Source organism: Pseudomonas sp. FP2294 (genome assembly GCF_030687625.1).
Lineage (GTDB): Bacteria > Pseudomonadota > Gammaproteobacteria > Pseudomonadales > Pseudomonadaceae > Aquipseudomonas > Aquipseudomonas shahriarae.
This window is the reverse complement of sequence record NZ_CP117441.1, coordinates 3,023,706-3,047,515: the sequence shown is the minus strand read 5'-3', so window position 1 is coordinate 3,047,515 and position 23,810 is coordinate 3,023,706. Positions and strand designations below refer to the sequence as shown.

The window sequence follows — 23,810 nt, the reverse complement described above, 5'->3', positions numbered from 1 at the left end:
CTGACCTGCGTGATGTGCTGGAGCTCCTTTTCCTGGAGCTGCATCATGCCCGACTCTCCCGTAACGCCCGCGCGCCTTGAGCCGCCAACCCCCAGTATCCATCGACAATTGTTGATCGGTGCCACCCCGCAATGGCTGATCGAGAGCACTGCCCCACGACGGGCGGCGCTCAAACACGCCGATACGTCACTGCCGCCGGCCTATTGGCGTGCCACCCCCGAGCAACGCCAGCAGTTGCATGCCTGTTTTACCGCAAGCTTTTCCACGCAGACGGCGGTGGACAAGACCCTGTCTGCCTTGCAGGGGATCGACGCATTTGCCAGGCCGCTGCTGGTCAATGCGCTTAAAGAGCAATATGACGTCACACTGGCCCCCCACGTCGACACCTGGTTGAGCCTCAGAAAATCCCTGCTGGTCAGTGACTTCAAGATAGCGGCGCGGACCTACGACTTTTTGAAACTGGAGCTACTGCAAGCTGCGCTGCATAACTTCGAGGAATCCGAATGCGAGGAGGGGGCTTTTCACCCCTCGTCCGGTTTCCGCTGGCACGTGTCGTCTTCCGGTTCCTCACCTGACGAGCCGTTGCTGCCGGTGCGCTTGGGCAGGCTCAAGGTCCATGAGTTTGTGCAGCTGTGCCGCAGCCTGGATCTGGGCGGAAAGTACCAGGCCTATATCAGCGATTTCTTTGCCTCGGTCGAAACCACCCTGCGCCAGCAATTCATTGCCAGTCAAAAGGCGGCAATGAGGGCTGCGGCCGAGCTAGCACGCTTATGCCAGGACATTACCGAGGACGACTACACCATGATCCTGTCGGTGATCAACGGCGAGCGCGCGCCGCAGATGGATGGGCAACCGGTGTGGATCTGCGACCTTGGCCTGATGAAATTACGCATGACGGGGTGTGTGTTGTTTTTGGCCTTCGACGATGAGCATCTGGATTCGCCGATCCTCTATGTGCCCCAGGACCCGTATCATCCGCTCAAGCGCTATAAGGATCACGCACAGTTGCTGGGGACTTTGCAGCGCCGCTTCACCACGCCTGGCGCGGCCACCACCCGGGTCGAGCGGCCAACCGCGTATCAGGCCTTTTTCAGTCAGTTCGTCGAGGCCGCCGACCACCCTTATTACTTCAGGCAATTCACCCAGGATGCGCCCGATGCCACCTTGCGCGAAAAAATCGGCTCGAATTTCCCCGGCATCGGGCAACTGTATGAGCTGGTCAGCAAGCTGACGCCTTTGAGGCTGAAGAATTTCCCGCCGCTGCCTTTGGCCCCCCAGGTGCCGAACCCGGATCCGTTTTTGGCGCCCAAGGCCATGGCGTTCAAAGGCCAGGCGTTCGGCAGCCATAAAGTCGATCTGTGGACCTACCTGTATGAGCAACATCGGCACAAGTGCATCGCCGACGCGGCCAGCCGCGCCGTGCCCACCGCGCAGGTCGATGCCCGGGTGCGTAAACAGAAACTGGCCATGGTGCTCAATATCGAGATGTTTGCCCTGGGTGCTGTGGCAGGCTTCGTGCCCGTGTTGGGGGAGCTCATGCTGGCCGTGATGGTCGAGCAATTGTTGACGGGGGCGATTGAGGCAACCCAGGAGTGGAGTGCGGGCGACCGCCAGGCGGCCCGTGCGCACTTGATCGACCTGGCGCAGAACCTCGCCTTGATCGGCTTGATGGCGGCGGGTGGTTCGGCGCTGCGCCAACTCAGGCCCGAGCCGGTGATCGAAGGCCTGGTGCCGGTAACGCTGCCGGACGGCCGGAAGCGCTTATGGCGGCCCGACCTGGCGCCCTACAAGAAGCACCTCACCCTTGCGTCAGGCCGCCAGCCCAACGCCTTGGGGCAGTATGAGGTCGATGGGCAGCTCCACATCCATATGGATAACGCGTTCTACGAGAAAACCTTCGATCCGCAGATCAACAAATGGCGCATCAAACACCCGCAAGACCCCATGGCCTATCAGCCGATCCTTGAGCACAACCGGGCGGGGGCCTGGCGCCATAGTCATGAGCGGCCCTTGGCGTGGGACCGCCCGACGCTGCTGCGGCGCCTGGGGCATATCACCGACGGGTTCTCTGATGAGACTTTGGGGCTGATCGGCGATGTGAGTGGTGTCGATGACGACCTGCTGCGCCAAGTGCATATGGATGGCCTGCCGGTGCCTGCAGGACTGGCTGACACCCTGGAGCGATTCCGGGTCGATCAGGAGATCGACGACCTGATCGGGCGGCTACGCCGTGGAGCCGGCCTGGACAGCCGCCACGAATACGCCTTGCCCCTCACGGTGGAGATGGGCGGCTGGCCGCCAGGGCGGGTATTGGAAGTGTTTGAGGAGGTAGCCTTCGTGGCGCGCGCGCAGGGCCAGACGGGGCTGGGCGAGGAGGAGGCCCGGCGTCTGCTGGGCACGCCGCAGCGCGGCGAGCAGCCTGGCGCGCCGCTGATCGACGAGTGGGAAGGCGGGCGTTGGGAACCGGCGGGGCGCTCCATTCGCTATGGCAGCCATGCCTTGGCAGATGATGAGTTGCCGACCCTGAAAATCAGCCGGGCCGATTTACAGCACGGCAAGCTCGCTCAGGTGCTGTTGAATGGCCTGAGCGAACAGGAAATCACCGGCCTGCTGGGCAGTGCGTCCAGTTGGAGGGGGCGGCCCAGGGAGCAGGTGTTCAACGAGCGCCTGGCCGATCATGCCCTGCACCGCCAGTCAGCGCTGTTCGACGCTCGGTTATCTGCCAAGGGTGACCCGGCGGTTGACCGGGGGCCATTGCAACGCCGGTTTCCCTCGCTGTCTGCGCGGGCCCGGGAGGAACTCCTGAATAGCGCCAGCCCCCAGGAACTGCGGCGCTTGCAAGACAGCGCGCGGCTGAGCGAGCGTCTGGATCACCAGGCCCGCAGCAGCCTGCACCAGGGGCGCTTGAGCCGAGCGATCAGTGGCCTGCACCGCGACCGACTCGCCAACGCCGACAGCGACCGGCTCGCCTTGCATACCCTGGAGCGCCTGCCCGGATGGCCTTCAGGCTTGCGCCTGGAGATGCGTGTAGACAGCATTCAAGGGCCCTTGGTCGACAGCATTGGCGAGGCGCACGCCGCCACGCGTCGCTACCTGATCAAACGCGGCAATCGTTTCCAGGCCCAGGATCAAGCCGGCAAGCCGCTCAATAGCGCACCGGCCCAGGGCCGTAATCTATTCCCGTCGATCGTCGATGCCTTGCCCGAAGCGGCGCGTCAAGCGCTGGCGCTGACCCCTCATGGGGCGGACTTGCAGCCGGTGTTGGCAGCCTACGCCAGGCGCCACCGCGACGTTATGGCCGATGACATCTTAAAGTTGCGCAGGCCCAGGTCCCGGCCGGCGCTGCGCCTGCCCAGCGGGCGCCTGGGATATGAGTTATCGGGGCGCGGCGGGCCTTTTGCAGCGGATGACTCTCTGATCGCCCAGGTTCGCACGGCGTATCCAAATATCAGCGACACCCAGGCGCAAGAGCTGATCTGGGCGCGCCGACGTGACGGTGAAAGCAACCCGCAAATCTGGCGGTTGTTCGCCAATCGCCAGCGAGAGTTGTTGGGGTTGCGCAACACCCTTGAGCAATGGGCGGGGGCAGATGCGCAGCGCTTGCGTTCGGTAGAGGACGTCATCGAATGCTGGCGCCAGGGCTATGACCGAGACCGCAGCGCCCATGCCACCCTGAATCTGCGCGGGGAGCACGCGCTACCGCAGATGGAGGCCGACTTTTCCCATGTGCGATCCCTGCACCTGTCAGGGGCCAGATTGCTCGCCCAACAAGCCAGCGATTTATTTCGGTCATTTCCCAATGTGCAGTATCTGGAGCTCTACGTGCGCCCCAACAATCTTGGCCAGGTGGCTGAACGGCTGGCGAGCGTGCCCGGCATCACCCGGCTGTCGCTCACCGGGCCATTGCTGACCTATTCGCCTGAAGTGCTGCTGGCGCTCAATCGCATGACTGCGCTTGAACGATTGTCCCTGGCCGGCAACCTGGAAACCCTGGATATCCAAGGCCTGACGGCGTTGCGCCGCCTAACCGTGTCCGGAACCCTGGAAACCTGGCCCCAAGGGCTCCTGGCACTTGAGCACCTGGAGTTTCTCGACCTTGCCCAGACCCAGTTGCGTTCGGTGCCGGCCGAGATGCTGGTCGGGCATCAACGGTTGTGGCGCGGGTTGCAAATGAATTGGGCGGCGTATGAGCCTGAAGACTTCATGCGGGTTTTTGAGTACCTGCATGACAATCCGGCCCATCTGGTCGATGAGCAGCGACTGGTGCAGGCCTACTGCGAAGGGGCCTTGGCTCGCTTGCGACGCGCGGACCCGACATTCGCCGAAAGGGTGTTGCTCAGCTTCAGAACGCAGGGGCTGACGGCCCGCCAACGTCTGGAGAGTGTCAACGCGGTGCAGGCGCAATACCGTAGATTGGTCGATGAGCTGGAGCAATGGTCGGATCGCGATTCAAGCACTGGCCGGGTCGAGTTGGATCGTCAGCTAGCCTCTGAAAAACTCCTGGATTGCTGGCGCGAAGGCCTGGAGCAACGCCTGGTAGCAGAGGCTGAGCCACTTCCTGCCGGGGCGGCGGTGTTGGACCTGTCAGGCGCCAACCTGATTGATTTACCGCGGGTGCCGGCCAACGGGTTTGCCCATGTGCGCAGCTTGATCCTGGAGGATATCGGCGTTTCCCTTGAAGGCATCAATGCCTGGCTCGACCAGTTTCCCCAGGTCGAAACATTGAGCCTGGCCCGCAACAACCTGACCGAGCCGCCTGCGGTACTGCTTACCCATTCGTCCCTGCGCCACCTCGACCTGTCTCACAATTGGCTGGTGATCAACCCGGCGATCCAGGCGCGTTTGAGCAGGTTGACCGGCCTTTTATCATTGCGCCTGCAGTACAACCCGATCAGCCGCCTGGATGTCAGCGGCTTCCACGACTTGCGTACGTTGGACCTGAGTCACAGCGCAATCAGCGAATGGCCCCAGGGTGTGCTTGAGTTGTCGTCGTTGCAATGCCTGGATCTGAGCCACAGCGCCGTAACGGCAATCCCCGAAGCGGCGCTGAGCGGGCATGATAGTTTGCTTTCCAACACCCATCTGCGCGGTTGTCGCCTCAGCGTGACGGCGCGTACCGATGCGCGGACGTTTGCGCGACGCTACGCGATTGAACACCCATCCGTTGCCCTGGAAAACCCGTTGGGCATACCCCGTGAGTTGCTTGCCCAAGGCCTGACCGGGGGGGAGCCTGAGTATTTTCCCGAGAATGTCTTGCGCCGCCCCGACTTGCTCGTGGCACTCCCCACGGCACTTGCCTCGGCTGCACTGGCTCCCGCAGCCCGCATACAACGCCTGGTCCCGGCGCTGGACGAGTTGCAGGCGGTGGCACGGCTAGCCGAGCTGCAAGCCAGCGGCCTCGACTCCGGGCAGATCCAGGCACGCCTCGATGAGTGGGAAGGGCAGTACAGCCAGTGGGTGCAACTGCTCAATGAATGGATAGATGTCCATGGCTACCTTGATGGCGGTTGGGTCAGTGTATTGGATCGTCGTCGCGCAGCGGACCGTGTGCTGGAAAGCTGGCGTCACACCCTACGTGCCACGCCCGGCCTGCCTGAAGTGAATAGCGCCAGCCTGCTGGATTTGTCCGGCCTGCTGTTGGGCGACCTGCCGAAGTTGCCCAAGTATTTCGCTCACGTCACCGAACTGAACCTGAGTCGCGTCAGGCTCACGGCCCAGGGTTCCAACGAGTTCCTGCGGGCCTTCAGCCACGTGCGTACGTTGACCCTCAGTGACAACGGCCTGCGAGCCTTGCCCGATGCCCTCGCAGAGTTTCACGGGTTGAGACGCTTGGACCTCAGCAGAAATGAACTACAAAACGCCTCCCAGCTTCAGGGGCACCTGGTGCGCCTGCAGGCGCTGGAATGGCTGAACCTGGGCGAGAACGTCTTGAGCGAATTGGACCTCGGTGGCCTGTCCAGGCTCGAAACGTTGTACCTGCATACCAACCTGTTGGACGAGTGGCCCATGACAGTGCTTGAGCTTGGGCGCCTGCGCACCCTGGACCTGCACGACAACTGGATCGAGACCCTGCCAGATACAGCCTTTGAGCCGCAACACCGCGCCTTGATGTCGGGGACTGACCTCTCGGGAAACCGCCTTGAGCAGGAAAGCTGTGAGCGTTTGCAGGGGTATCTGGCGCAGACCGGCAATGGCTTGGGGTTTTCCGCCGAGCAGCTTGAGGAAATGATCCAGGGATACCGGGAGCGCGATGAGCGGGGGGCTTTTGACTCCCCTGACTACTCGCTGGATCATCCGGATATCGAAACGCCGCAAATCCAGAAGGCGCGCTGGTTTGCTGATGTCCTGCCCGATTCGCCAAGGCACCGGATCTGGGACGACCTCAACGCACAGCCGGGGAGCCACGATTTCTTCTTCACCCTGTCGCAACTGCGCAATACCGAGGACTTCCTTGAGGCGCCAGGCGATCTGACCCAGCGCGTATGGGCGGTGTTGGAGGCCATTGGCGGCAACCCGGCCATGCGTCGGGACGTGTTCGCCCGGGCGACGGCGTTGATGCCCGAGGTGACCTGTGGGGATGGCAGAATCCTGATGTTCAACGCGTTTGAAACCCGCGTTCAGGAGTTCGCTGCGTTGAGATTGGCCGAGGCTGGTCAGGATGGCGCCGCCCTGTTGAAGTTCGCCCGTGGCATGCTTCGCCTGGAGGCGGTTGAAGGCATCGCCGAGGACATCATCAAGGCCCATGAGGATATTGACCCGGCGGAAATTCGTTTAGCCCTGCGCATTGGCCTTGCCGAGCGCCTGGACCTGCCCCGGCAGCCCTCTGGCATGCTGTATAGCGAGTTATCGGAAGTGACCCAGGCCGACCTCGACCGGGCATACGCCACTGTCCTGGAGGGCGAGAGCACGCCGGGCTTTGAAGAAAAGCTGGTGGGCCTTGAGTATTGGCGCAATTACCTGAAGAAAAAGTACGCCACGGATTTTGCGACCCTGGCGCGCGAGCTGGAACACCAGACCGATCGCCTGGATGAGCGCTACCCCGAGAGCGGTGCCGACTACTTGCGTGAATACGCGGCATTGGGTGCCTGGATCAAGGAGCAGCGCAGGGCGCTGGCGATCCGCCTGACCCGGCAGGAACGGGCCGAGCTGAAGCTATAAGGCTGCCAGCGGTGTGCCAGGCACCCGAACAGAGTGCCTGGCAATCGCCCCTAGTTGTCGTAACCCAGGTTCGGCGCCAGCCAGCGTTCGGTCACGGCCAGATCCTGGTCTTTACGTGCGGTGTAGCTGGTCACCTGGTCCTTGTCGATCTTGCCTACAGCAAAGTACTGCGCCTGTGGATGGGCGAAGTACCAGCCGCTGACCGCTGCGGCCGGGAACATCGCGTAGTGCTCGGTGAGGAACACGCCGCTGCGGCCCGCATGCATCTCGTGGGCCTCGGGGTCGAGCAGTTGGAACAACTGGGCCTTCTCGGTGTGATCCGGGCACGCCGGGTAGCCGGGGGCAGGGCGGATACCGCTGTACTGCTCCTTGATCAGCGCCTCGTTGTCCAGTTCTTCATCCTTGGCATAGCCCCAGTAGTCTTTACGCACTTGCTGGTGCAGCCATTCGGCGCAGGCTTCGGCCAGGCGGTCGGCCAGGGCCTTGACCATGATCGAGTTGTAGTCGTCGCCCGCATCCTGGTAAGCCTTGGCCACTTCCTCGGCGCCGATGCCGGCGGTGGTGATAAAACCACCGATGTAGTCGGTTACGCCGCTGTCCTTGGGCGCAACAAAGTCGGCCAGGGAGAAGTTCGGCTTGCCGTCGGTCTTGATGATCTGCTGGCGCAGGTGATGCAGTTTGGCAATCGGCTGGCCGTCGTCGCCGTAGACTTCCAGGTCATCCTCCTGCACCTGGTTGGTCGGCCAGAAACCGAACACGGCGCGGGCGCTGATGAGTTTTTCGTCGATCAGCTTGTTGAGCATTTCCTGGGCGTCGGCGTACAGCGCGGTGGCCGCTTCACCCACCACCTCATCGGTGAGGATGCGCGGAAACTTGCCGGCCAGGTCCCAGGAGATAAAGAACGGCGTCCAGTCGATGTACTCGGCCAGCACCTTGAGGTCGATATTGTCCAGCACCTTGGCCCCGGTAAACGTCGGTTTGACCGGGGTGTAGGTGCTCCAGTCGAACTGCGGCTTCTTGGCGATGGCCGCCGCGTAGCTCAGGCGCTCGGTGCGGGCGCTGCGGTTAGAGGTGCGCTCACGCACGTCGATGTATTCCAGGCGGGTCTTCTCGACAAACCCGGCCTTCAGCTCCTTGGACAGCAACTGGGTGGCCACGCCCACCGCGCGTGAGGCGTCGGTCACGTAGATCACCGCATCGTTGCTGTACTTGGGCTCGATCTTCACCGCCGTGTGCGCCTTGGAGGTGGTGGCGCCACCGATCATCAGCGGCAGGTGGAAGTCCTGGCGCTGCATCTCGCGGGCCACGTGCACCATTTCATCCAGGGACGGTGTGATCAGCCCGGACAGGCCGATGATGTCGCACTTCTGCTCCTTGGCCACCTGCAGGATTTTCTCGGCCGGGACCATCACGCCCAGGTCGACAATGTCGTAGCCGTTGCAACCGAGCACCACGCCGACAATGTTCTTGCCGATGTCGTGTACGTCACCCTTGACCGTAGCCATGAGGATCTTGCCCTTGGCTTCCGGCTTGTCGCCTTTTTCCAGCTCGATGAAGGGGATCAAGTGGGCCACGGCTTGCTTCATTACCCGTGCCGATTTCACCACCTGGGGCAGGAACATTTTACCGGCGCCAAACAGGTCGCCGACGATGTTCATGCCGGACATCAACGGGCCTTCGATCACCTCGATCGGGCGCGCGAACGACTGCCGGGATTCCTCGGTGTCTTCAACGATATGGGTGGTGATGCCCTTGACCAGCGCATGCTCCAGGCGCTTGTTGACTTCCCAGCCACGCCATTCCTCGGTCTCGGCTTCCTTGACGCTGCCGTCGCCCTTGTACTTGTCGGCGATGGCGAGGAGGGCGTCGGTGCCTTCCGGGGTGCGGTTGAGGACCACGTCTTCCACGGCGTCGCGCAGCTCGGCCGGGATCTGGTCGTAGATCTCCAGTTGGCCGGCGTTGACGATGCCCATGGTCAGGCCGTTGCGGATCGCATACAGCAGGAACACTGAGTGGATCGCCTCGCGCACCGGGTTATTGCCGCGGAACGAGAACGACACGTTGGACACGCCACCGGAGGTCAGCGCATACGGCAGTTCATCGCGGATATAGGCACAGGCGTTGATAAAGTCGACGGCATAGTTGTTGTGCTCTTCGATACCGGTGGCCACGGCGAAGATGTTCGGGTCGAAGATGATGTCTTGCGGCGGGAAGCCCACTTCATTGACCAGAATGTCGTAGGAGCGCTTGCAGATCTCTTTCTTGCGCGCCTCGGTGTCGGCCTGGCCGGCTTCATCGAACGCCATCACCACCACCGCCGCGCCGTAGCGCTTGCACAGTTTGGCGTGTTGAATGAACTGCTCGACGCCTTCCTTCATGCTGATGGAGTTGACGATGCCCTTGCCCTGGATGCATTTGAGGCCGGCTTCGATCACTTCCCACTTGGAGGAGTCGATCATGATCGGCACACGGGAGATGTCCGGCTCGCCGGCAATCAGATTGAGGAAGGTCACCATGGCCTTCTTCGAATCGAGCATGCCCTCGTCCATGTTGATGTCGATCACCTGGGCGCCGGCTTCCACCTGCTGCAGGGCGACTTCCAGGGCTTCGGTGTAGTTGTCCTCGCGGATCAGCCGGGCGAATTTGGCGGAACCGGTGATGTTCGTACGTTCGCCGACGTTGACGAACAACGACTGGCGATCAATGGTGAAAGGCTCCAGGCCCGACAGGCGGCAGGCCTTGGGAATGTCCGGGATTTGGCGCGGCGCGTAGCCGGCCACGGCCTTGGCGATGGCCTCGATATGGCCCGGCGTGGTGCCGCAGCAGCCGCCGACGATATTGAGGAAGCCGCTCTGGGCGAATTCTTCGATGACCTTGGCGGTTTGCGCTGGCAGCTCGTCGTACTCGCCGAACTCGTTGGGCAGGCCGGCGTTGGGGTGGGCGGACACGTAGGTGTCGGCCTTGTTCGACAGTTCTTCCAGGTACGGCCGCAACTCGCTGGCGCCCAGGGCGCAGTTCAAGCCCACGGAAATCGGCTTGGCGTGGCTGATGGAGTTCCAGAACGCTTCGGTGGTCTGGCCCGACAGCGTGCGGCCGGAGGCGTCGGTGATGGTCCCGGAAATCATGATCGGCAGTTCGACACCCAGTTCTTCGTACACGCCTTGCACGGCAAAGATCGCGGCCTTGGCGTTGAGGGTGTCGAAGATGGTTTCGATGAGGATCATGTCCGCACCGCCTTCGATCAGGCCTTTGGTGGCCTCGGTATAGTTCTCCACCAGTTCATCGAAGGTGACGTTGCGGTAGCCGGGGTTGTTCACGTCGGGCGATAGCGAGCAGGTGCGGCTGGTCGGGCCCAGCACGCCCGCGACGAAGCGCGGTTTGTCCGGGGTTTCCAGGGTCTTGGCGTCGGCGACCCGGCGGGCCAGGCGTGCGCCTTCCAGGTTCAGCTCGTAGGCCAGCGCCTCCATGCCGTAGTCGGCCTGGGACACCTGGGTGGCGTTGAAGGTGTTGGTCTCGAGGATGTCGGCACCGGCATCCAGGTACGCTTTCTCGATCCCGCCGATCACGTCCGGGCGGCTCAGGATCAACAGGTCGTTGTTACCCTTGACGTCGCTGGGCCAGTCGGCGAAGCGTTTGCCACGGTAGTCCTCTTCCTCCAGCTTGTAGCTCTGGATCATCGTGCCCATGCCGCCATCGAGGATCAGGATGCGTTCCTTGAGGGCTTGGTGGAGGGCTTGCAGGCGAGTGCTACGATCGGACATGGGACTACTCTAATCAGGCATTACGGAGGGCGTGGATCATAGCAAACCTGTGCGCTTTTAGAGCATGCCTGGGTTTTGCATGAATATCGCTCATGTTGAGGGCGCCTCGACATCGGTAGAATCGCGGCAATTTTTCAGCGCTCGCATCGACTCGGGACCGGATACATGTCACTTCGCCTCATCACCGGCGCCGCCTTGGCGTTGGTCGCCTGCCTCGCGCAGGCCAACGGACCCGCCCCGGCGCTTTCCTATACTCGCGATATTCAACCGATCTTCACCGAGAAATGCGTGGCCTGCCATGCCTGCTACGACTCCGCCTGTCAGCTCAACCTGGGCAGTGGCGAAGGTGCGGCACGCGGCGCGAGCAAGCTGCCGGTGTATGACGGCGAGCGCAGCCAGGCGTCGCAGCCGACCCGGCTGTTTTATGACGCCTTTGGCAAGGCCGCCTGGCAGCGCCACGGTTTTGCCTCGGTACTGGATGCCCAGGGCACCCAGGCGGCGCTGATGGCGCGCATGCTGGAACTGGGTCATAAAACCCCATTGGCGCCCAATGCCAAGCTGCCCGAAGAGATTGTGCTGGGCCTGAACCGCGAGAATATGTGCCCATTGCCGGGGGAGTTCGACGCCTACGCCGGCGCGCACCCCAAGGAAGGCATGCCGTTGGCCGTCACCGGCCTGACCGATCAGCAATACCAGACCCTGCAGCGTTGGCTGGCGTCCGGTGCGCCTATTGATGAGCAGGGTCTGGCGCCGAGTGCCCAGGAAGCCTTGCAGGTACAGCAATGGGAAAACCTGCTGAACCAGCCCGGCGCCCGGGAAAGCCTGGTGGCGCGCTGGTTGTTCGAGCACCTGTTCCTCGCTCATATCTATTTCGAGGGCGGTGAACCGGGGCATTTTTTCCAGTGGGTCCGCTCGCGTACGCCCAGCGGCCAGCCCATCGACCTGATCAACACCCGTCGCCCGAATGACGACCCTGGCACCCGCGTGTACTACCGCCTGTGGCCGGTGCAAGGGGTGATCGTGCACAAGACCCACATTACCTACCCCTTCAGCGCGGCGAAGATGGAGCGGGTCAAGTCGCTGTTTTACAGTGGCGACTGGCAAGCCACGGCGCTGCCGGGCTACGGCCCTGGTCGTCGGGCCAATCCGTTTGAAACGTTCGAGGCGATCCCGGTCAAGGCGCGCTACCAGTTCATGCTGGATAACGCCGAATACTTCGTGCGCACGTTTATTCGTGGGCCGGTGTGCCGTGGGCAGATTGCCACGGACGTAATCCGCGACAACTTCTGGACCCTGTTCCAGGACCCGGACCACGACCTGTACATCACCGATGCCCGCTATCGCGGCCAGGCCACGCCGCTGCTGGCGATGCCGGGGCAGAACGATGACGTGGGCAGTGTGTTGAGCCTGTGGCTGGCCTACCGTGACAAACGCAATGAATACGAGGCCCTGCGCCGCGACAACTACGCGGATTTGCCGGCGCCGGGCTGGTCGAGCCTGTGGCAGGGCAATGACAACGCGTTGCTGAGCATCTTCCGCCACTTCGACAGCGCTTCGGTGAACAAGGGACTGATTGGCGAAGTCCCGCAGACGATGTGGCTGTTCGACTACCCGCTGCTGGAGCGCACCTATTATCAGTTGGCGGTGAATTTCGACGTGTTCGGCAATGTCTCGCACCAGGCCCAGACCCGTTTGTATTTCGACCTGATCCGCAATGGCGCCGAGCAGAACTTCCTGCGCCTGATGCCGGCGGATTCGCGCGATGGCTTGCTCGACGACTGGTACCAGAACAGCGGCAAGGTCAAGCTGTGGCTGGACTATGAAGCCATCGACAATGACAAGCCCAGCGGCCTGAAGCTGGACCCGCAGGATCCGAAACGCGACTTTGCCAACCAGTTGCTGGCCCGGTATGCCGACTTGAACGCCAGCCCGGACCCGATCAACCGTTGCATCAGTGCCTACTGCTCACGTCTGGGTATCGACCCGCAACTGCGCGACGTCGAACAAACCCTCAGCCGCCTGACCTCAAGGCCGGCGGCCGGGCTCAAGGTGATCGAGCAGTTGCCGGAAGCCACCTTGCTGCGCATCCAGACTCCGAGCGGCAAACGCGAGGTCTACAGCCTGCTGCGCAACCGCGCCCACAGCAACGTGGCCTTTATGCTCGGCGAGGCTTATCGCTATCAACCGGGCCTGGATACCCTGACGATCTATCCGGGCGTGCTCAGCAGCTACCCCAACTTCATCTTCAATGTGCCGGCCGAGGATGTGCCCGAGTTTGTCGAGGACATGGAGCTGGCCAGGGACGCCAAGCGCTTTGAACGGATTGTCGAACGCTGGGGCATTCGCCGCAGCCACCCGCAGTTCTGGGAGTACTTCCACGATTTATCGCAATACATCCGCGAAACCACTCCGGTGGAAGAGGGTGTGCTGGATATGAATCGCTACGAGAACCTGTAGGTGTGGATTTGCCTGACAAAAATACTAGGACTTTGTACCGTCGCGGCGATTGGCGTAAACTGCCGGCAAGCCTGTGAGGAGTTCCCATGACTGCCATAACCATTACCGACGCCGCCCACGATTACCTGGCTGATCTGCTGTCCAAGCAGAACACCCCGGGTATCGGCATCCGCGTCTTTATCACCCAGCCTGGCACCCAGTACGCCGAGACGTGCATTGCCTACTGCAAGCCGGGCGAAGAAAAGCCTGAAGACACCGCCCTGGGGCTCAAGAGCTTCACCGCGTATATCGACGCCTTCAGCGAAGCCTTCCTTGACGATGCCGTGGTCGACTACGCCACTGACCGCATGGGTGGCCAACTGACCATCAAGGCGCCCAACGCCAAGGTGCCGAACGTCAATGCCGATAGCCCGATCAACGAGCGTATCAACTACTACCTGCAGACCGAGATCAATCCGGGCCTGGCCAGCCATGGCGGCCAGGTCAGCCTGATCGACGTGGTGGATGACGGTATCGCCGTGCTCAAGTTCGGTGGCGGCTGCCAGGGCTGTGGGCAGGCTGACGTGACCTTGCGTGAAGGTATTGAGCGTACGTTGCTGGAGCGGATTCCCGAGCTCAAGGGCGTCCGTGACGTGACTGACCATACGCAGAAAGAAAACGCCTACTATTAAGGTGTTCGCTGCAAACAAAAAAACGGCGTCCGTGAGCGCCGTTTTTTTATGCTTTAAAGTTAGCAAGTTACACGATTTGTCTAACAAATAAGATGAGCTTTTTGAGCTGGCTTGCATGCGATAGCCGTAGGTATCTATACATCTCTTTTATCCAGTGCTTGTTGGGTTTGTGAACATATCCGTTGCTGCGGTCATGGCGGCTATTGGTTCCGCTCTTACAGCGGGTCACTTTTGGAAAAGAGCCCCAAAAGTAACCAAAAGGGCTCTTGCCCCACCACTCGGCACCTCGCCTAGGCTCGGTGTGCCCGTCATCCGACATTGATTTGGGGGGCCGCCGCGATGGGCCATCCATGGCCCAGCGCGGCTAAACCGGCGTCCTGCCGGTTTACCCCCCCAAATCAATATCGGATGACGGCCAGCGTGGTTTAATGGGGCGCCTCAGATCAAAAGCAAAGCGAGGCGGCCTGACAGCCGACCTGATCGTCGAGGCGTGCGCGTACCTCTGTGGGAGCTGGCTTGCCTGCGATGGCGGTGTCTCAGCCAATACATTTATCGACTGATACACCGCCATCGCAGGCAAGCCAGCTCCCACAGGGGAATGCAGCTTCGCGCCCCGGCTTTGGCATTGCTGTTGCTGTTGCTCTGCTTTTGATCTGGCTTTTGATCTTGATCTTAGGCGCCCCGTTAAACCACGCTGGCCGCAGGCAGGTATTGCGCAGTGGGCACCCCGGCATGGATGCCGGGGTAGCCGCGACACGGCCAGGGATGGCCGATCGCGGCGGGCCCACGGAGCAATGCCTGACTGCGGGCATGCCGAGCCTAGGCGAGGCACCGAGTGGTGGGGCAAGAGCCCTTTTGGTTACTTTTGGCTGGGCCGGCACTCCGGGCTCTTTTCCAAAAGTGACCCGCTGTAAGAGCGGAACCAATAGCCGCCGTAACCGCAGCAACGGATATGTACACACCCCCCAGAAGAGAACTATGTAGAGACTCATGCCGCGATAGCGGAGGGTCAGGCGACTTCTCTACAGCCGGTTAAACCGCAATCGCAGGCAAGCCAGCCCCCACAGTGTCAGGGTCGGTAGAGGTGGGCGTGCCCTGCGCGATACAGCGAGGATTCGCTGAAGCGGTCACTGGCCAGCACTCGACCCACCACAATCAGCGCGGTGCGCCTGAACCCCTTGGCTGCCACTTTGCTGACAATATCCGCCAAGGTGCCAATCGCCCAATCCTGATCCGGCCAGGTCGCCCGGTGTACCACGGCAATCGGGCAATCTGCACCGTAATGCGGCAGCAGCTCGGCGACGATTTTCTCCAGGTGATTGACCCCCAGATGCACGGCCATGGTAGTGCCGTGGCTGGCCAGGCTGTCGAAGGACTCCCCCGCAGGCATCGTGGTTTTATCGGCATAGCGGGTCAGGATCACGCTTTGGGCGATATCCGGTAAGGTCAGCTCCGCCTCCAGCAACGCGGCACAGGCGGCCACGGCGGTGACGCCGGGAATGATCTGGAAGGGAATTCCCAGTGCGCGCAAATGGCGGATTTGCTCGCCAATCGCGCCATACAGGCTCGGATCGCCAGAATGCACCCGCGCCACGTCCTGGCCCTGTTCATGGGCATGCTTGATCAACTCAATGATCTGCTCCAGGTGCAGTTCGGCGCTGTTGACCAGGGTTTCGGCCTGATGGCCTTCAAGCACGGCGGCCGGCACCAGAGAGCCGGCGTAGATAATTACCGGGCAACTGCGGATCAGCCGCTGGCCTTTGACGGTGATCAGTTCCGGGTCGCCGGGGCCTGCGCCGATGAAGTAGACGGTCATGGAGGATTCCTGTGAAAAAGCCGGCGAGGCGGGCTGCAGATGAAGACCGCTCATGATCAAGGAGGCGGATTATCGGGAATTCAGCCCGCGCACGCCAATGCAAAGGTGGCTTGCGGGCTTTTCTGGCGGTTGATCAACAGGCGGGCAGGGCGCTGGGCCAAGTGCTCGGCCAGGGCCAGGGCGGCGCTTTCGGCGATGCCGTGGCAGCCGGTATGGGCAAACGCGACAGCAGAGCGGTGGCTCAATTGCGCTTCGTGGATCGCCAGCTGTTCGGCACTGAAAAACTGCAGTGGCAACCTCAAGTGTTCGGCCAGGGCCAGTAACCCTGGCTCATCCTGTTTACGGTCGATACTCGCCAGTGCGCTGATGTGCCGAGGGTCGATTCCCGCGCCAGCCAAGGCTTCATTGAACAGCGCCAATAGCGCCGCGACGCTGCAGCCACGCTGACAACCCAGGCCGACCACCAGGGTCGGCGCGGTGGTGGCTGCTGTCATGCCGAGTGCTGATTGTCGCGATTGCGTCGGAACAACCAGGCGCTGATGAGGCCCAGGGCCAGCCAGAACGCAACATTGGTCAGCTGCGACGCGATCTTGAACTGCGCTTCCAGGGCCTGCGGGGCGAGCATCGAGTGCACTTCGGGCTGTGGCGCGCCAATCACATGGGGCACCGCCAGGATCGCCACGCCGAGGATCTTCAGCAGCCAGTTGCGACCAAACACAATCAACGCGATACCGGCGGCGGTGGAGGCTGCTGTGCCGATCCACCAGATCTGCCGTTGCGCCAGGTCCGCCGCAGCGGTGCCGGGCAGTTCCGGTGGCAGGCCGAGGGTCGGTGCCAGCACAAAGGTGGCGTAACCGGCCAGGCCCCAGAGCAGGCCCTGGGCGGTGCGGGTCGGGGCACGCAGGGTGTACAGGCCGGCGAGCATCAGCGCAAAACCTACGGCGACCACCAGGTTAGCGCCGGTGGTGGACAGCACGCGCTGCCAGCCGTCCTCCGGTTCCCAGGCCTCGGCGTCGTGGCTGTGGGCTGCAGCGCCAGGCGCATGCTCATGCACTTCGGTCGTGGCCGGGGCGTTTTCGTAGGTTTCCGCCTGCTGAATCAGCGGAGCCACCCAGAAACTTTGCAGCAGGGTCAGCAGCAGGGCGGCCAACAGGCCGGTGAAACCTGCGGTTTGCGCAATTCGCTTGATCATGGTTGCAGGTCTCAATGGCACGGGAAGGCGGCGCTGTGGCGCGTATCGTGGGCGGCGTTGTGCACGGCCTCGATATGGGAGAACCCGGCGAAATACACCAGGCACGCACCGAGGATCGACGCGCCGATAGCGGCGGTCAGGCGTTGGCTCAAGGTGGCGGAGCGGCTGGCGGTGTGTGAGGTGCTGCTGATGATCGACATGGCACGTCCCTTTCGAGTAGCAGGGTGACACGAGCGCATGAAAACCCCGCGAGCCGGGCACGCAGGGTTCTGAACAGCGCCCGCCCACCGCGGGTTTGTTATTTGATTTTTCGGGCCGGTCTCCGGGCTTGCGAGGGGGCTCTCTTGAGTCCTGAAAGCATCGCCTTCCCATGCCAGAAGCACAGTGGCTGTGACGCTTCGCTCGCTTACCGTTGCGGGGGCAGCACCGGATTGGTCATGCATGCATGATTGACCGGTTTCCCGTTTCACCCTGTAAAGGGCACCCGAAACAAGATGTGTAGGAGAGCATGGGCGCGGGATGGCCGTCAATCTGTAGCTGGGCACCGCGGCTCTTCGCATGGTTTTGAATTGACCGTCCCTCAAGCACTGCGTAGCCTTGCACCTTCGAGGTTCTTCGGCTGCGGTCGAAGCTAAGAAGGGAACGCGGTCCAAGCCGCGGCTGCCCCCGCAACTGTAAAGGGTTTATCTGACTGCCACGCCACTGCCAATACGGCGGGAAGGCGCAGCCAGCGCCAGCCGCAAGGCCGGCAAGCCCCAAGCCAGGAGACCTGCCTCGCAACCGATTTTCCATTTCAACCGGGCGGGGTGATCCGGTGACGAATCCAGCACCTGCACGCCGCTGCAGGGCCAGTCGTCCCGTATGCCCGCCCCAAAGGGCATCCGATGAAAACACTGGCCAAACTTCCCGTCACTATCGTCACCGGCTTTCTCGGCTCGGGCAAAACCACCTTGCTGCGGCACATGCTGGACAACGCCCAGGGTCGGCGCATTGCTGTGATCGTCAACGAATTCGGCGAACTGGGTATCGACGGCGAGATCCTCAAGCAGTGCTCCATCGGTTGCACCGAAGAAGAAGCCAGCGGGCGCGTGTATGAACTGGCCAACGGCTGCCTGTGCTGCACCGTGCAAGAAGAGTTCTTCCCGGTGATGCGCGAGCTGGTGGCCCGTCGTGGCGACCTCGACCATATCCTCATCGAAACCTCTGGCCTGGCGCTGCCCAAGCCCCTGGTCCAGGCCTTCCAGTGGCCGGAAATCCGCAGCGCCTGCACGGTTGACGCGGTGATCACCGTGGTCGACAGCCCGGCCGTGGCCGCTGGCACCTTTGCCGCGTTCCCGGACCAGGTCGACGCCCAGCGCAAACTGGACCCGAACCTGGACCACGAATCGCCACTGCACGAGTTGTTCGCCGACCAACTGGCCAGCGCCGACCTGGTGATCCTCAACAAAACCGACCTGATCAGCCCTGAAGACCTGGCCCGTGTACGCCTGGAAGTCGCCGAAGAACTGCCGCCAGCAGTGAAAATCGTCGAAGCCAGCAGCGGCCGCCTGCCTCTGGATGTGCTAATTGGCCTGGGTGCCGGCTCCGAGGAGCATATCGACGGGCGCCATAGCCATCACGATCATCACCACGAAGGTGAAGACGACCACGATCACGATGCGTTTGACTCCATCTCCATCGACCTGCCACAGGCTGATGAAGCGCTGCTGCTCGATGCCCTGACGCAATTGGTGGTGCAGCACGGCATCCTGCGGGTCAAAGGCTTCGCCGCGATCCCCAACAAGCCGATGCGCCTGTTGATCCAAGGCGTGGGCACGCGCTTCGACAAGCACTTCGACCGGGCCTGGGGCGCTGACGAAGCGCGCATCACACGGTTGGTGCTGATCGGTCAGGACCTGGATGCGGCGGGCCTTGAAGCGCAATTGCGCGCCGCGCTCAGCGTTTAACCATGCACCTGCTCAGGACCCAGCCCGGTGGCTTCGTCTCCGATGACAACATCGCCGACCTGGGACAAACCCCCGCCGAGCTGGTGATCCTGTGCAGCGGCGATTCCAGCCTGGCGTTGCTGGCCGAAGCCGCCCAGCAACTGCCCGACGACTACCCGAGCCTGCGCCTGGCCAACCCGATGCAGGTGCAGAACCACGCCTCGGTGGACCTGTATGTGGATGAGGTGCTGCGCCACGCCAAGGTCATCCTGATATCCCTGCACGGCGGCATCGGCTATTGGCGCTACGGCATCCAACGCCTGGTGGAGCTGGCCGAGCAGGGCGTGCAGTTGATCCTGGTGCCGGGGGATGATCGCCCCGATCCCGAACTCAGCGGCCTGAGCACCGTGGGTGTGGTGGAGCGTGACCGCCTGTGGCACTTTCTGCGCCAGGGCGGGCTGGGGAATGCGCTGGATTTCTATCGTTGCCTGGCCAGTAGCTACCTGGGCCGCGATTACCCGTGGGCCGAGCCGCAAACTCTGCCGCGCACCGCGATCTATCACCCGCGCGCCGCCAATGCCCGCCTCAATGACTGGCAGGCGGACTGGAACACCGATTGGCCGGTGGCAGCGGTGCTGTTCTACCGCTCGCACTTGCAGGCGGCCAATACCGGTTTTATTGATGTGTTCTGCCAACGCTTGCAGGCGGCGGGCCTTAACCCGCTGCCGATGGCGGTGGCCAGCCTGAAAGAGCCCGGCTGCCTGACAGTGGTCGAGGATTTGCTGGATGAGGTCGGGGCGGCGGTGATTCTGAACACCACCGGCTTTGCCCAATCCAGCCCCGAAGCGCCCCATCTGCGGCCGTTTCGCCGCAATATCCCGGTGATCCAGGCGATCTGCGCCCAGGACAACCAGCCCGGCTGGGAAGCCAGCGAGCAGGGCCTCGGTCCGCGTGACCTGGCGATGCATATTGCTTTGCCGGAGCTGGACGGGCGCATCATCAGCCGCCCGATCAGCTTCAAGGACCTGGCCTGGCGCAGCGAGCGCAGCCAATCGGACGTGGTGTGCTACCGCGCGGCCCCCGAGCGCATGGACTTTGTTGCCGAACTGGCGCGGCGCTGGGTCGAGCTGGCACGGGTGCCGCATGCCGACAAGCGCATTGCGCTGATCCTCGCCAACTACCCGACCCGTGATGGGCGCATCGGTAATGGCGTGGGCCTGGACACCCCGGCCGCGGCCTTGAATATCCTGCGGGCTCTGCAGGCCGAGGGTTATCCGCTGCCGGATGCATTGCCGGCCAGCGGCACTGCGCTGATCCATGACCTGCTCGGCGGTGTCACCAACGACCTGGACAGCCTCGACCTGCGCCCCTGCCATCAAAGCCTGGGCCTGGACGAATACCAGGCGATGTTCAATCGCTTGCCCGAGGCCAACCGCCAGGCCGTGCTGGAACGCTGGGGCACGCCTCATAACGATCCGATGTGCCGCGACGGGCGCATGATGATCGCCGGCCTGCGCCTGGGCCTGACCTTTGTCGGCATCCAGCCGGCGCGGGGCTACCAGGTGGATGCCAGCGCGGTGTACCACGACCCGGACCTGGTGCCGCCCCACGCTTACCTGGCGTTCTATTTCTGGCTGCGCCACACCTACGGCGCCCATGGCGTGATCCACGTCGGCAAGCACGGCAACCTGGAATGGCTGCCGGGTAAAGGCGTCGGGCTGTCCGAGAACTGCTGGCCAGATGCATTGCTGGGACCTCTGCCGAATATCTATCCGTTTATCGTCAATGATCCGGGCGAGGGTGCCCAGGCCAAGCGCCGGACCCAGGCGGTGATCATCGACCATTTGATGCCGCCGCTGACCCGTGCCGAAACCTATGGCCCATTGCGCAATCTGGAACTGTTGGCGGATGAGTATTACGAGGCGCAGTTGCTCGACCCGCGCCGTGCTCTGGAGCTGCAAAAGGACATCCTCAAGCTGGTGCGCGAAACCCGCATCGATCAAGAGCTGGAACTGGATAACGAGGCTGACGCTGCCGTCTGGCTGCCGCGCCTGGACACCTACCTGTGCGATCTGAAGGAGTCGCAGATCCGCGATGGCCTGCATATCTTTGGCGAGTCGCCCGAAGGCCGCCTGCGTATCGACACCTTGCTGGCCCTGCTGCGCATTCCGCGTGGCGATGGGCGGGGTCCGCAATCTAGCTTGCTGCGGGTGTTGGCCAAGGCCTTTGAGCTGGGCTTTGACCCGCTGGACTGCGCCCTGGCCGAGCCCTGGACCGGGCGCCGCCCCGAGGTGCTGCAGAAGATCGACGGGCAGTTGTGGCGTACCGCTGGCGATACTCGCGAGCGCCTGGAGCTGTATGCGGCGCGGTTGATCGAACAGGCGCTGGAAGGCCCGCTCGAACAGCTTGAGGAGCCGGGCTGGGAGGAGGTGAAATCGGTGATCGAAAGCCTGCGCATCGTCGTCGCACCGCGCCTGGATGCCTGTGGCCCGGCGGAAATGCATGGCTTGCTGGAGGCGTTGAGCGGTCGTTTCGTGCCGGCGGGCCCCAGTGGTGCGCCGAGTCGTGGGCGCCTGGATGTGCTGCCGACCGGGCGCAATTTCTTCACCGTTGACGTGCGTAACCTGCCTACCACGACTGCCTGGCGTATCGGTTTCCAATCCGCAAACCTGATGCTTGAGCGGCACCTGCAGGACCATGGTGACCATCTGCGTCAGTTGGGGCTTTCCGTGTGGGGCACCGCGACCATGCGCACCGGCGGTGACGATATCGCCCAGGCCATGGCACTGATGGGCGTGCGTCCGGTGTGGGCCACGGGCAGCCAGCGTGTCGATGATTTTGAGATATTGCCCATCAGCTTGCTCGACCGCCCGCGAGTTGACGTCACGCTGCGGGTGTCGGGGTTCTTCCGCGATGCGTTCGCCAACCTGATCCGCCTGTTCGATGCTGCGGTGCAGGCGGTCGCGGCGCTGGATGAGCCGGACGACCTGAACCCCCTGGCGGCCAAGGTGCGCAGCGAGCGCGAGGCGCTGCGCAAGTCGGGCCTGGATGAAGAGGCTGCGGCCAAGCAGGCCGGCTGGCGCATTTTCGGCGCCAAGCCTGGGGCCTATGGCGCGGGTGTGCAGGGCGCGATTGACGGTCGCCTGTGGCAAAGCCGCGAAGACCTGGCCGAGGTCTATCTGAATTGGGGGGGCTACGCCTATGGCGGTGCGGATGAAGGCACCGCCGCCCGTGAACAGTTCGCCCAGCGCCTGAGCCAGGTGCAGGCCGTGCTGCAGAACCAGGATAACCACGAGCACGACTTGCTCGACTCCAATGACTATTACCAATTCCAGGGCGGTATGCTCGCCGCCGTGGAAACCCTCAGTGGCGCCAAGGCCGCCAGCTACCATGGCGATCATAGCCAGCCGGACTTGCCGAAAATCCGCACGCTGAAGGAAGAGCTGAACCGGGTGATCCGTTCCCGCGCCGCCAACCCCAAGTGGATCGAAGGGGTCAAGCGCCACGGCTATAAAGGCGCGTTCGAGATGGCGGCGACGGTGGACAATCTGTTCGCCTTCGACGCGACCACGGCGCTGATCGACGACCACCAATATGCATTGCTGGCCGATGCCTACCTGCTCGACCCCGACACCCGGGCGTTTGTGCAACAGCACAACCCTGCGGCCTTGCGCGACATGACCGAGCGCATGCTGGAAGCCCAGCAGCGCGGTATGTGGCAGGAACCGGGGGCGTACCGCGAGGCATTGGAAAACCTGTTGCTGGACATAGAAGAAGACAGTTGATGACTGACATCCCCCATTTCCCACTGTCGGCAGTGGTCGGTGCCGACGACCTGAAGCTTGCCCTGTGCCTGACCGCCATCGACCCGAAGATCGGTGGCGTGCTGATCGAAGGCCCACGCGGCATGGCCAAGTCTACCCTGGCCCGCGGCCTGGCGGACCTGTTGGCCAGCGGGCAATTCGTCACCTTGCCGTTGGGCGCCACCGAAGAGCGTTTGGTCGGCACTCTGGACCTGGATGCGGCGCTGAGCGAAGGCCGTGCGCAGTTTTCCCCTGGGGTGCTGGCCAAGGCCGATGGCGGGGTACTGTACGTGGATGAGGTCAACCTACTGCCTGACCATCTGGTGGACCTGCTATTGGATGTAGCCGCCAGTGGCACCAACCTGATCGAGCGCGACGGTATATCCCACCGGCACTCGGCGCGTTTTGTGCTGATCGGCACGATGAACCCGGAAGAGGGTGAATTGCGTCCGCAGTTGCTGGATCGGTTCGGTTTCAACGTGGCATTGAGCGGGCAGACTTTGCCGACCGAGCGCGGGCAGATCATCCGTCGGCGCCTGGATTTCGATAGTGATCCTGGGGCGTTCTGTGCGCAGTGGGCTGACCAGCAAGCGGCGCTGCGTGCGCGTTGCACCCAGGCCCGTGCACGCCTGGAAAGCATCGCCCTGGATGACCAGGCCCTGGCGCAGATTACCGAGCGCTGCTTTGCCGCTGGTGTGGATGGCCTGCGCGCCGATCTGGTGTGGTTGCGCGGGGCGCGGGCCCATGCGGCGTGGCGTGGGGCTGCGGCCATCGCTGAAGAGGATATAGAGGCCGTTGCCGAATTTGCCCTGCGCCATCGTCGCCAGGAGCATTCATCTGCCGCCCACCCGCCGGAAAATGCGCCGGCGCCCAAACCCACTGACCCCAGCAGCGGCCAGGGACAGTGGGGTGAAATGCCTCCGTCTACACAAGTAACGGGTGCCCGCCGTGAAATACCCACCTGGCCAAAAAAGCCCTAGGCATTCGCCCCCGACCTGACGCGGGGGCGGATGCCCAGCCCAAGGCG

Annotated in this window: 11 protein-coding genes and 2 riboswitches; of the genes, 6 read left to right on the top strand and 5 right to left on the bottom strand. The window is 62.8% G+C overall.

The features are described from left to right. Window positions 1-45: 45 nt before the first annotated feature. Window positions 46-7,158, top strand: a complete 7,113-nt coding sequence (locus tag PSH73_RS13410; protein ID WP_305460693.1) for an NEL-type E3 ubiquitin ligase domain-containing protein — start codon at window positions 46-48, stop codon at window positions 7,156-7,158. A 50-nt stretch (window positions 7,159-7,208) separates the two neighbouring features. On the opposite strand, the gene metH is transcribed toward PSH73_RS13410, so the two are convergent. Beyond that, window positions 7,209-10,919, bottom strand: coding sequence for a methionine synthase (gene metH, locus PSH73_RS13405; RefSeq protein ID WP_120733228.1), 3,711 nt, complete (start codon window positions 10,917-10,919; stop codon window positions 7,209-7,211). Window positions 10,920-11,084: 165 nt separating this feature from the next. On the opposite strand from metH, the gene PSH73_RS13400 reads away from it, so the two are divergent. Beyond that, window positions 11,085-13,376 (top strand): fatty acid cis/trans isomerase, encoded by a 2,292-nt coding sequence (locus PSH73_RS13400; RefSeq protein WP_057436768.1) that lies wholly within the window; start codon window positions 11,085-11,087, stop codon window positions 13,374-13,376. A gap of 86 nt (window positions 13,377-13,462) precedes the next feature. Further along, on the top strand, window positions 13,463-14,047 hold the full coding sequence (nfuA, locus tag PSH73_RS13395) for a Fe-S biogenesis protein NfuA (protein ID WP_057436766.1): 585 nt from the start codon (window positions 13,463-13,465) through the stop codon (window positions 14,045-14,047). A 1,069-nt stretch (window positions 14,048-15,116) separates the two neighbouring features. On the opposite strand, the gene cobM is transcribed toward nfuA, so the two are convergent. The 4 genes from cobM to PSH73_RS13375 form a co-directional block, all read right to left on the bottom strand. Next, a complete protein-coding gene (gene cobM, locus PSH73_RS13390) occupies window positions 15,117-15,863 on the bottom strand; it encodes a precorrin-4 C(11)-methyltransferase (RefSeq protein WP_305417137.1) in 747 nt (248 codons plus the stop codon). 80 nt (window positions 15,864-15,943) lie between these two features. Beyond that, window positions 15,944-16,357: a cobalamin biosynthesis protein gene (locus PSH73_RS13385; protein ID WP_057959412.1), complete on the bottom strand. Its 414-nt coding sequence runs from the start codon at window positions 16,355-16,357 to the stop codon at window positions 15,944-15,946. Further along, window positions 16,354-17,055 (bottom strand): CbtA family protein, encoded by a 702-nt coding sequence (locus PSH73_RS13380; RefSeq protein ID WP_120733224.1) that lies wholly within the window; start codon window positions 17,053-17,055, stop codon window positions 16,354-16,356. The genes PSH73_RS13385 and PSH73_RS13380 overlap by 4 nt, the downstream gene beginning before the upstream one ends. Window positions 17,056-17,066: 11 nt before the next feature. Further along, window positions 17,067-17,255 (bottom strand): CbtB domain-containing protein, encoded by a 189-nt coding sequence (locus tag PSH73_RS13375; RefSeq protein WP_057436758.1) that lies wholly within the window; start codon window positions 17,253-17,255, stop codon window positions 17,067-17,069. Between the two features lie 95 nt (window positions 17,256-17,350). Then, a riboswitch (cobalamin riboswitch) is annotated at window positions 17,351-17,558 on the bottom strand. A gap of 88 nt (window positions 17,559-17,646) precedes the next feature. Then, window positions 17,647-17,847: riboswitch (cobalamin riboswitch) on the top strand. A gap of 92 nt (window positions 17,848-17,939) precedes the next feature. On the opposite strand from PSH73_RS13375, the gene cobW reads away from it, so the two are divergent. From cobW to PSH73_RS13360, 3 genes are read left to right on the top strand one after another with little or no spacing between them, the layout of a single operon-like run. Next, the gene (gene cobW / locus PSH73_RS13370) at window positions 17,940-19,001 is read left to right on the top strand and encodes a cobalamin biosynthesis protein CobW (RefSeq protein WP_057436756.1); all 1,062 of its coding nucleotides are present in this window, start codon (window positions 17,940-17,942) and stop codon (window positions 18,999-19,001) included. A 2-nt stretch (window positions 19,002-19,003) separates the two neighbouring features. Beyond that, complete coding sequence (gene cobN / locus PSH73_RS13365) at window positions 19,004-22,765, top strand: cobaltochelatase subunit CobN (RefSeq protein WP_120733222.1); 3,762 nt, start codon at window positions 19,004-19,006, stop codon at window positions 22,763-22,765. Continuing rightward, entirely contained in the window at window positions 22,765-23,763 is a 999-nt protein-coding gene (locus PSH73_RS13360; protein WP_115128301.1) for an ATP-binding protein, read from the top strand. The genes cobN and PSH73_RS13360 overlap by 1 nt, the downstream gene beginning before the upstream one ends. Window positions 23,764-23,810 lie beyond the last annotated feature (47 nt).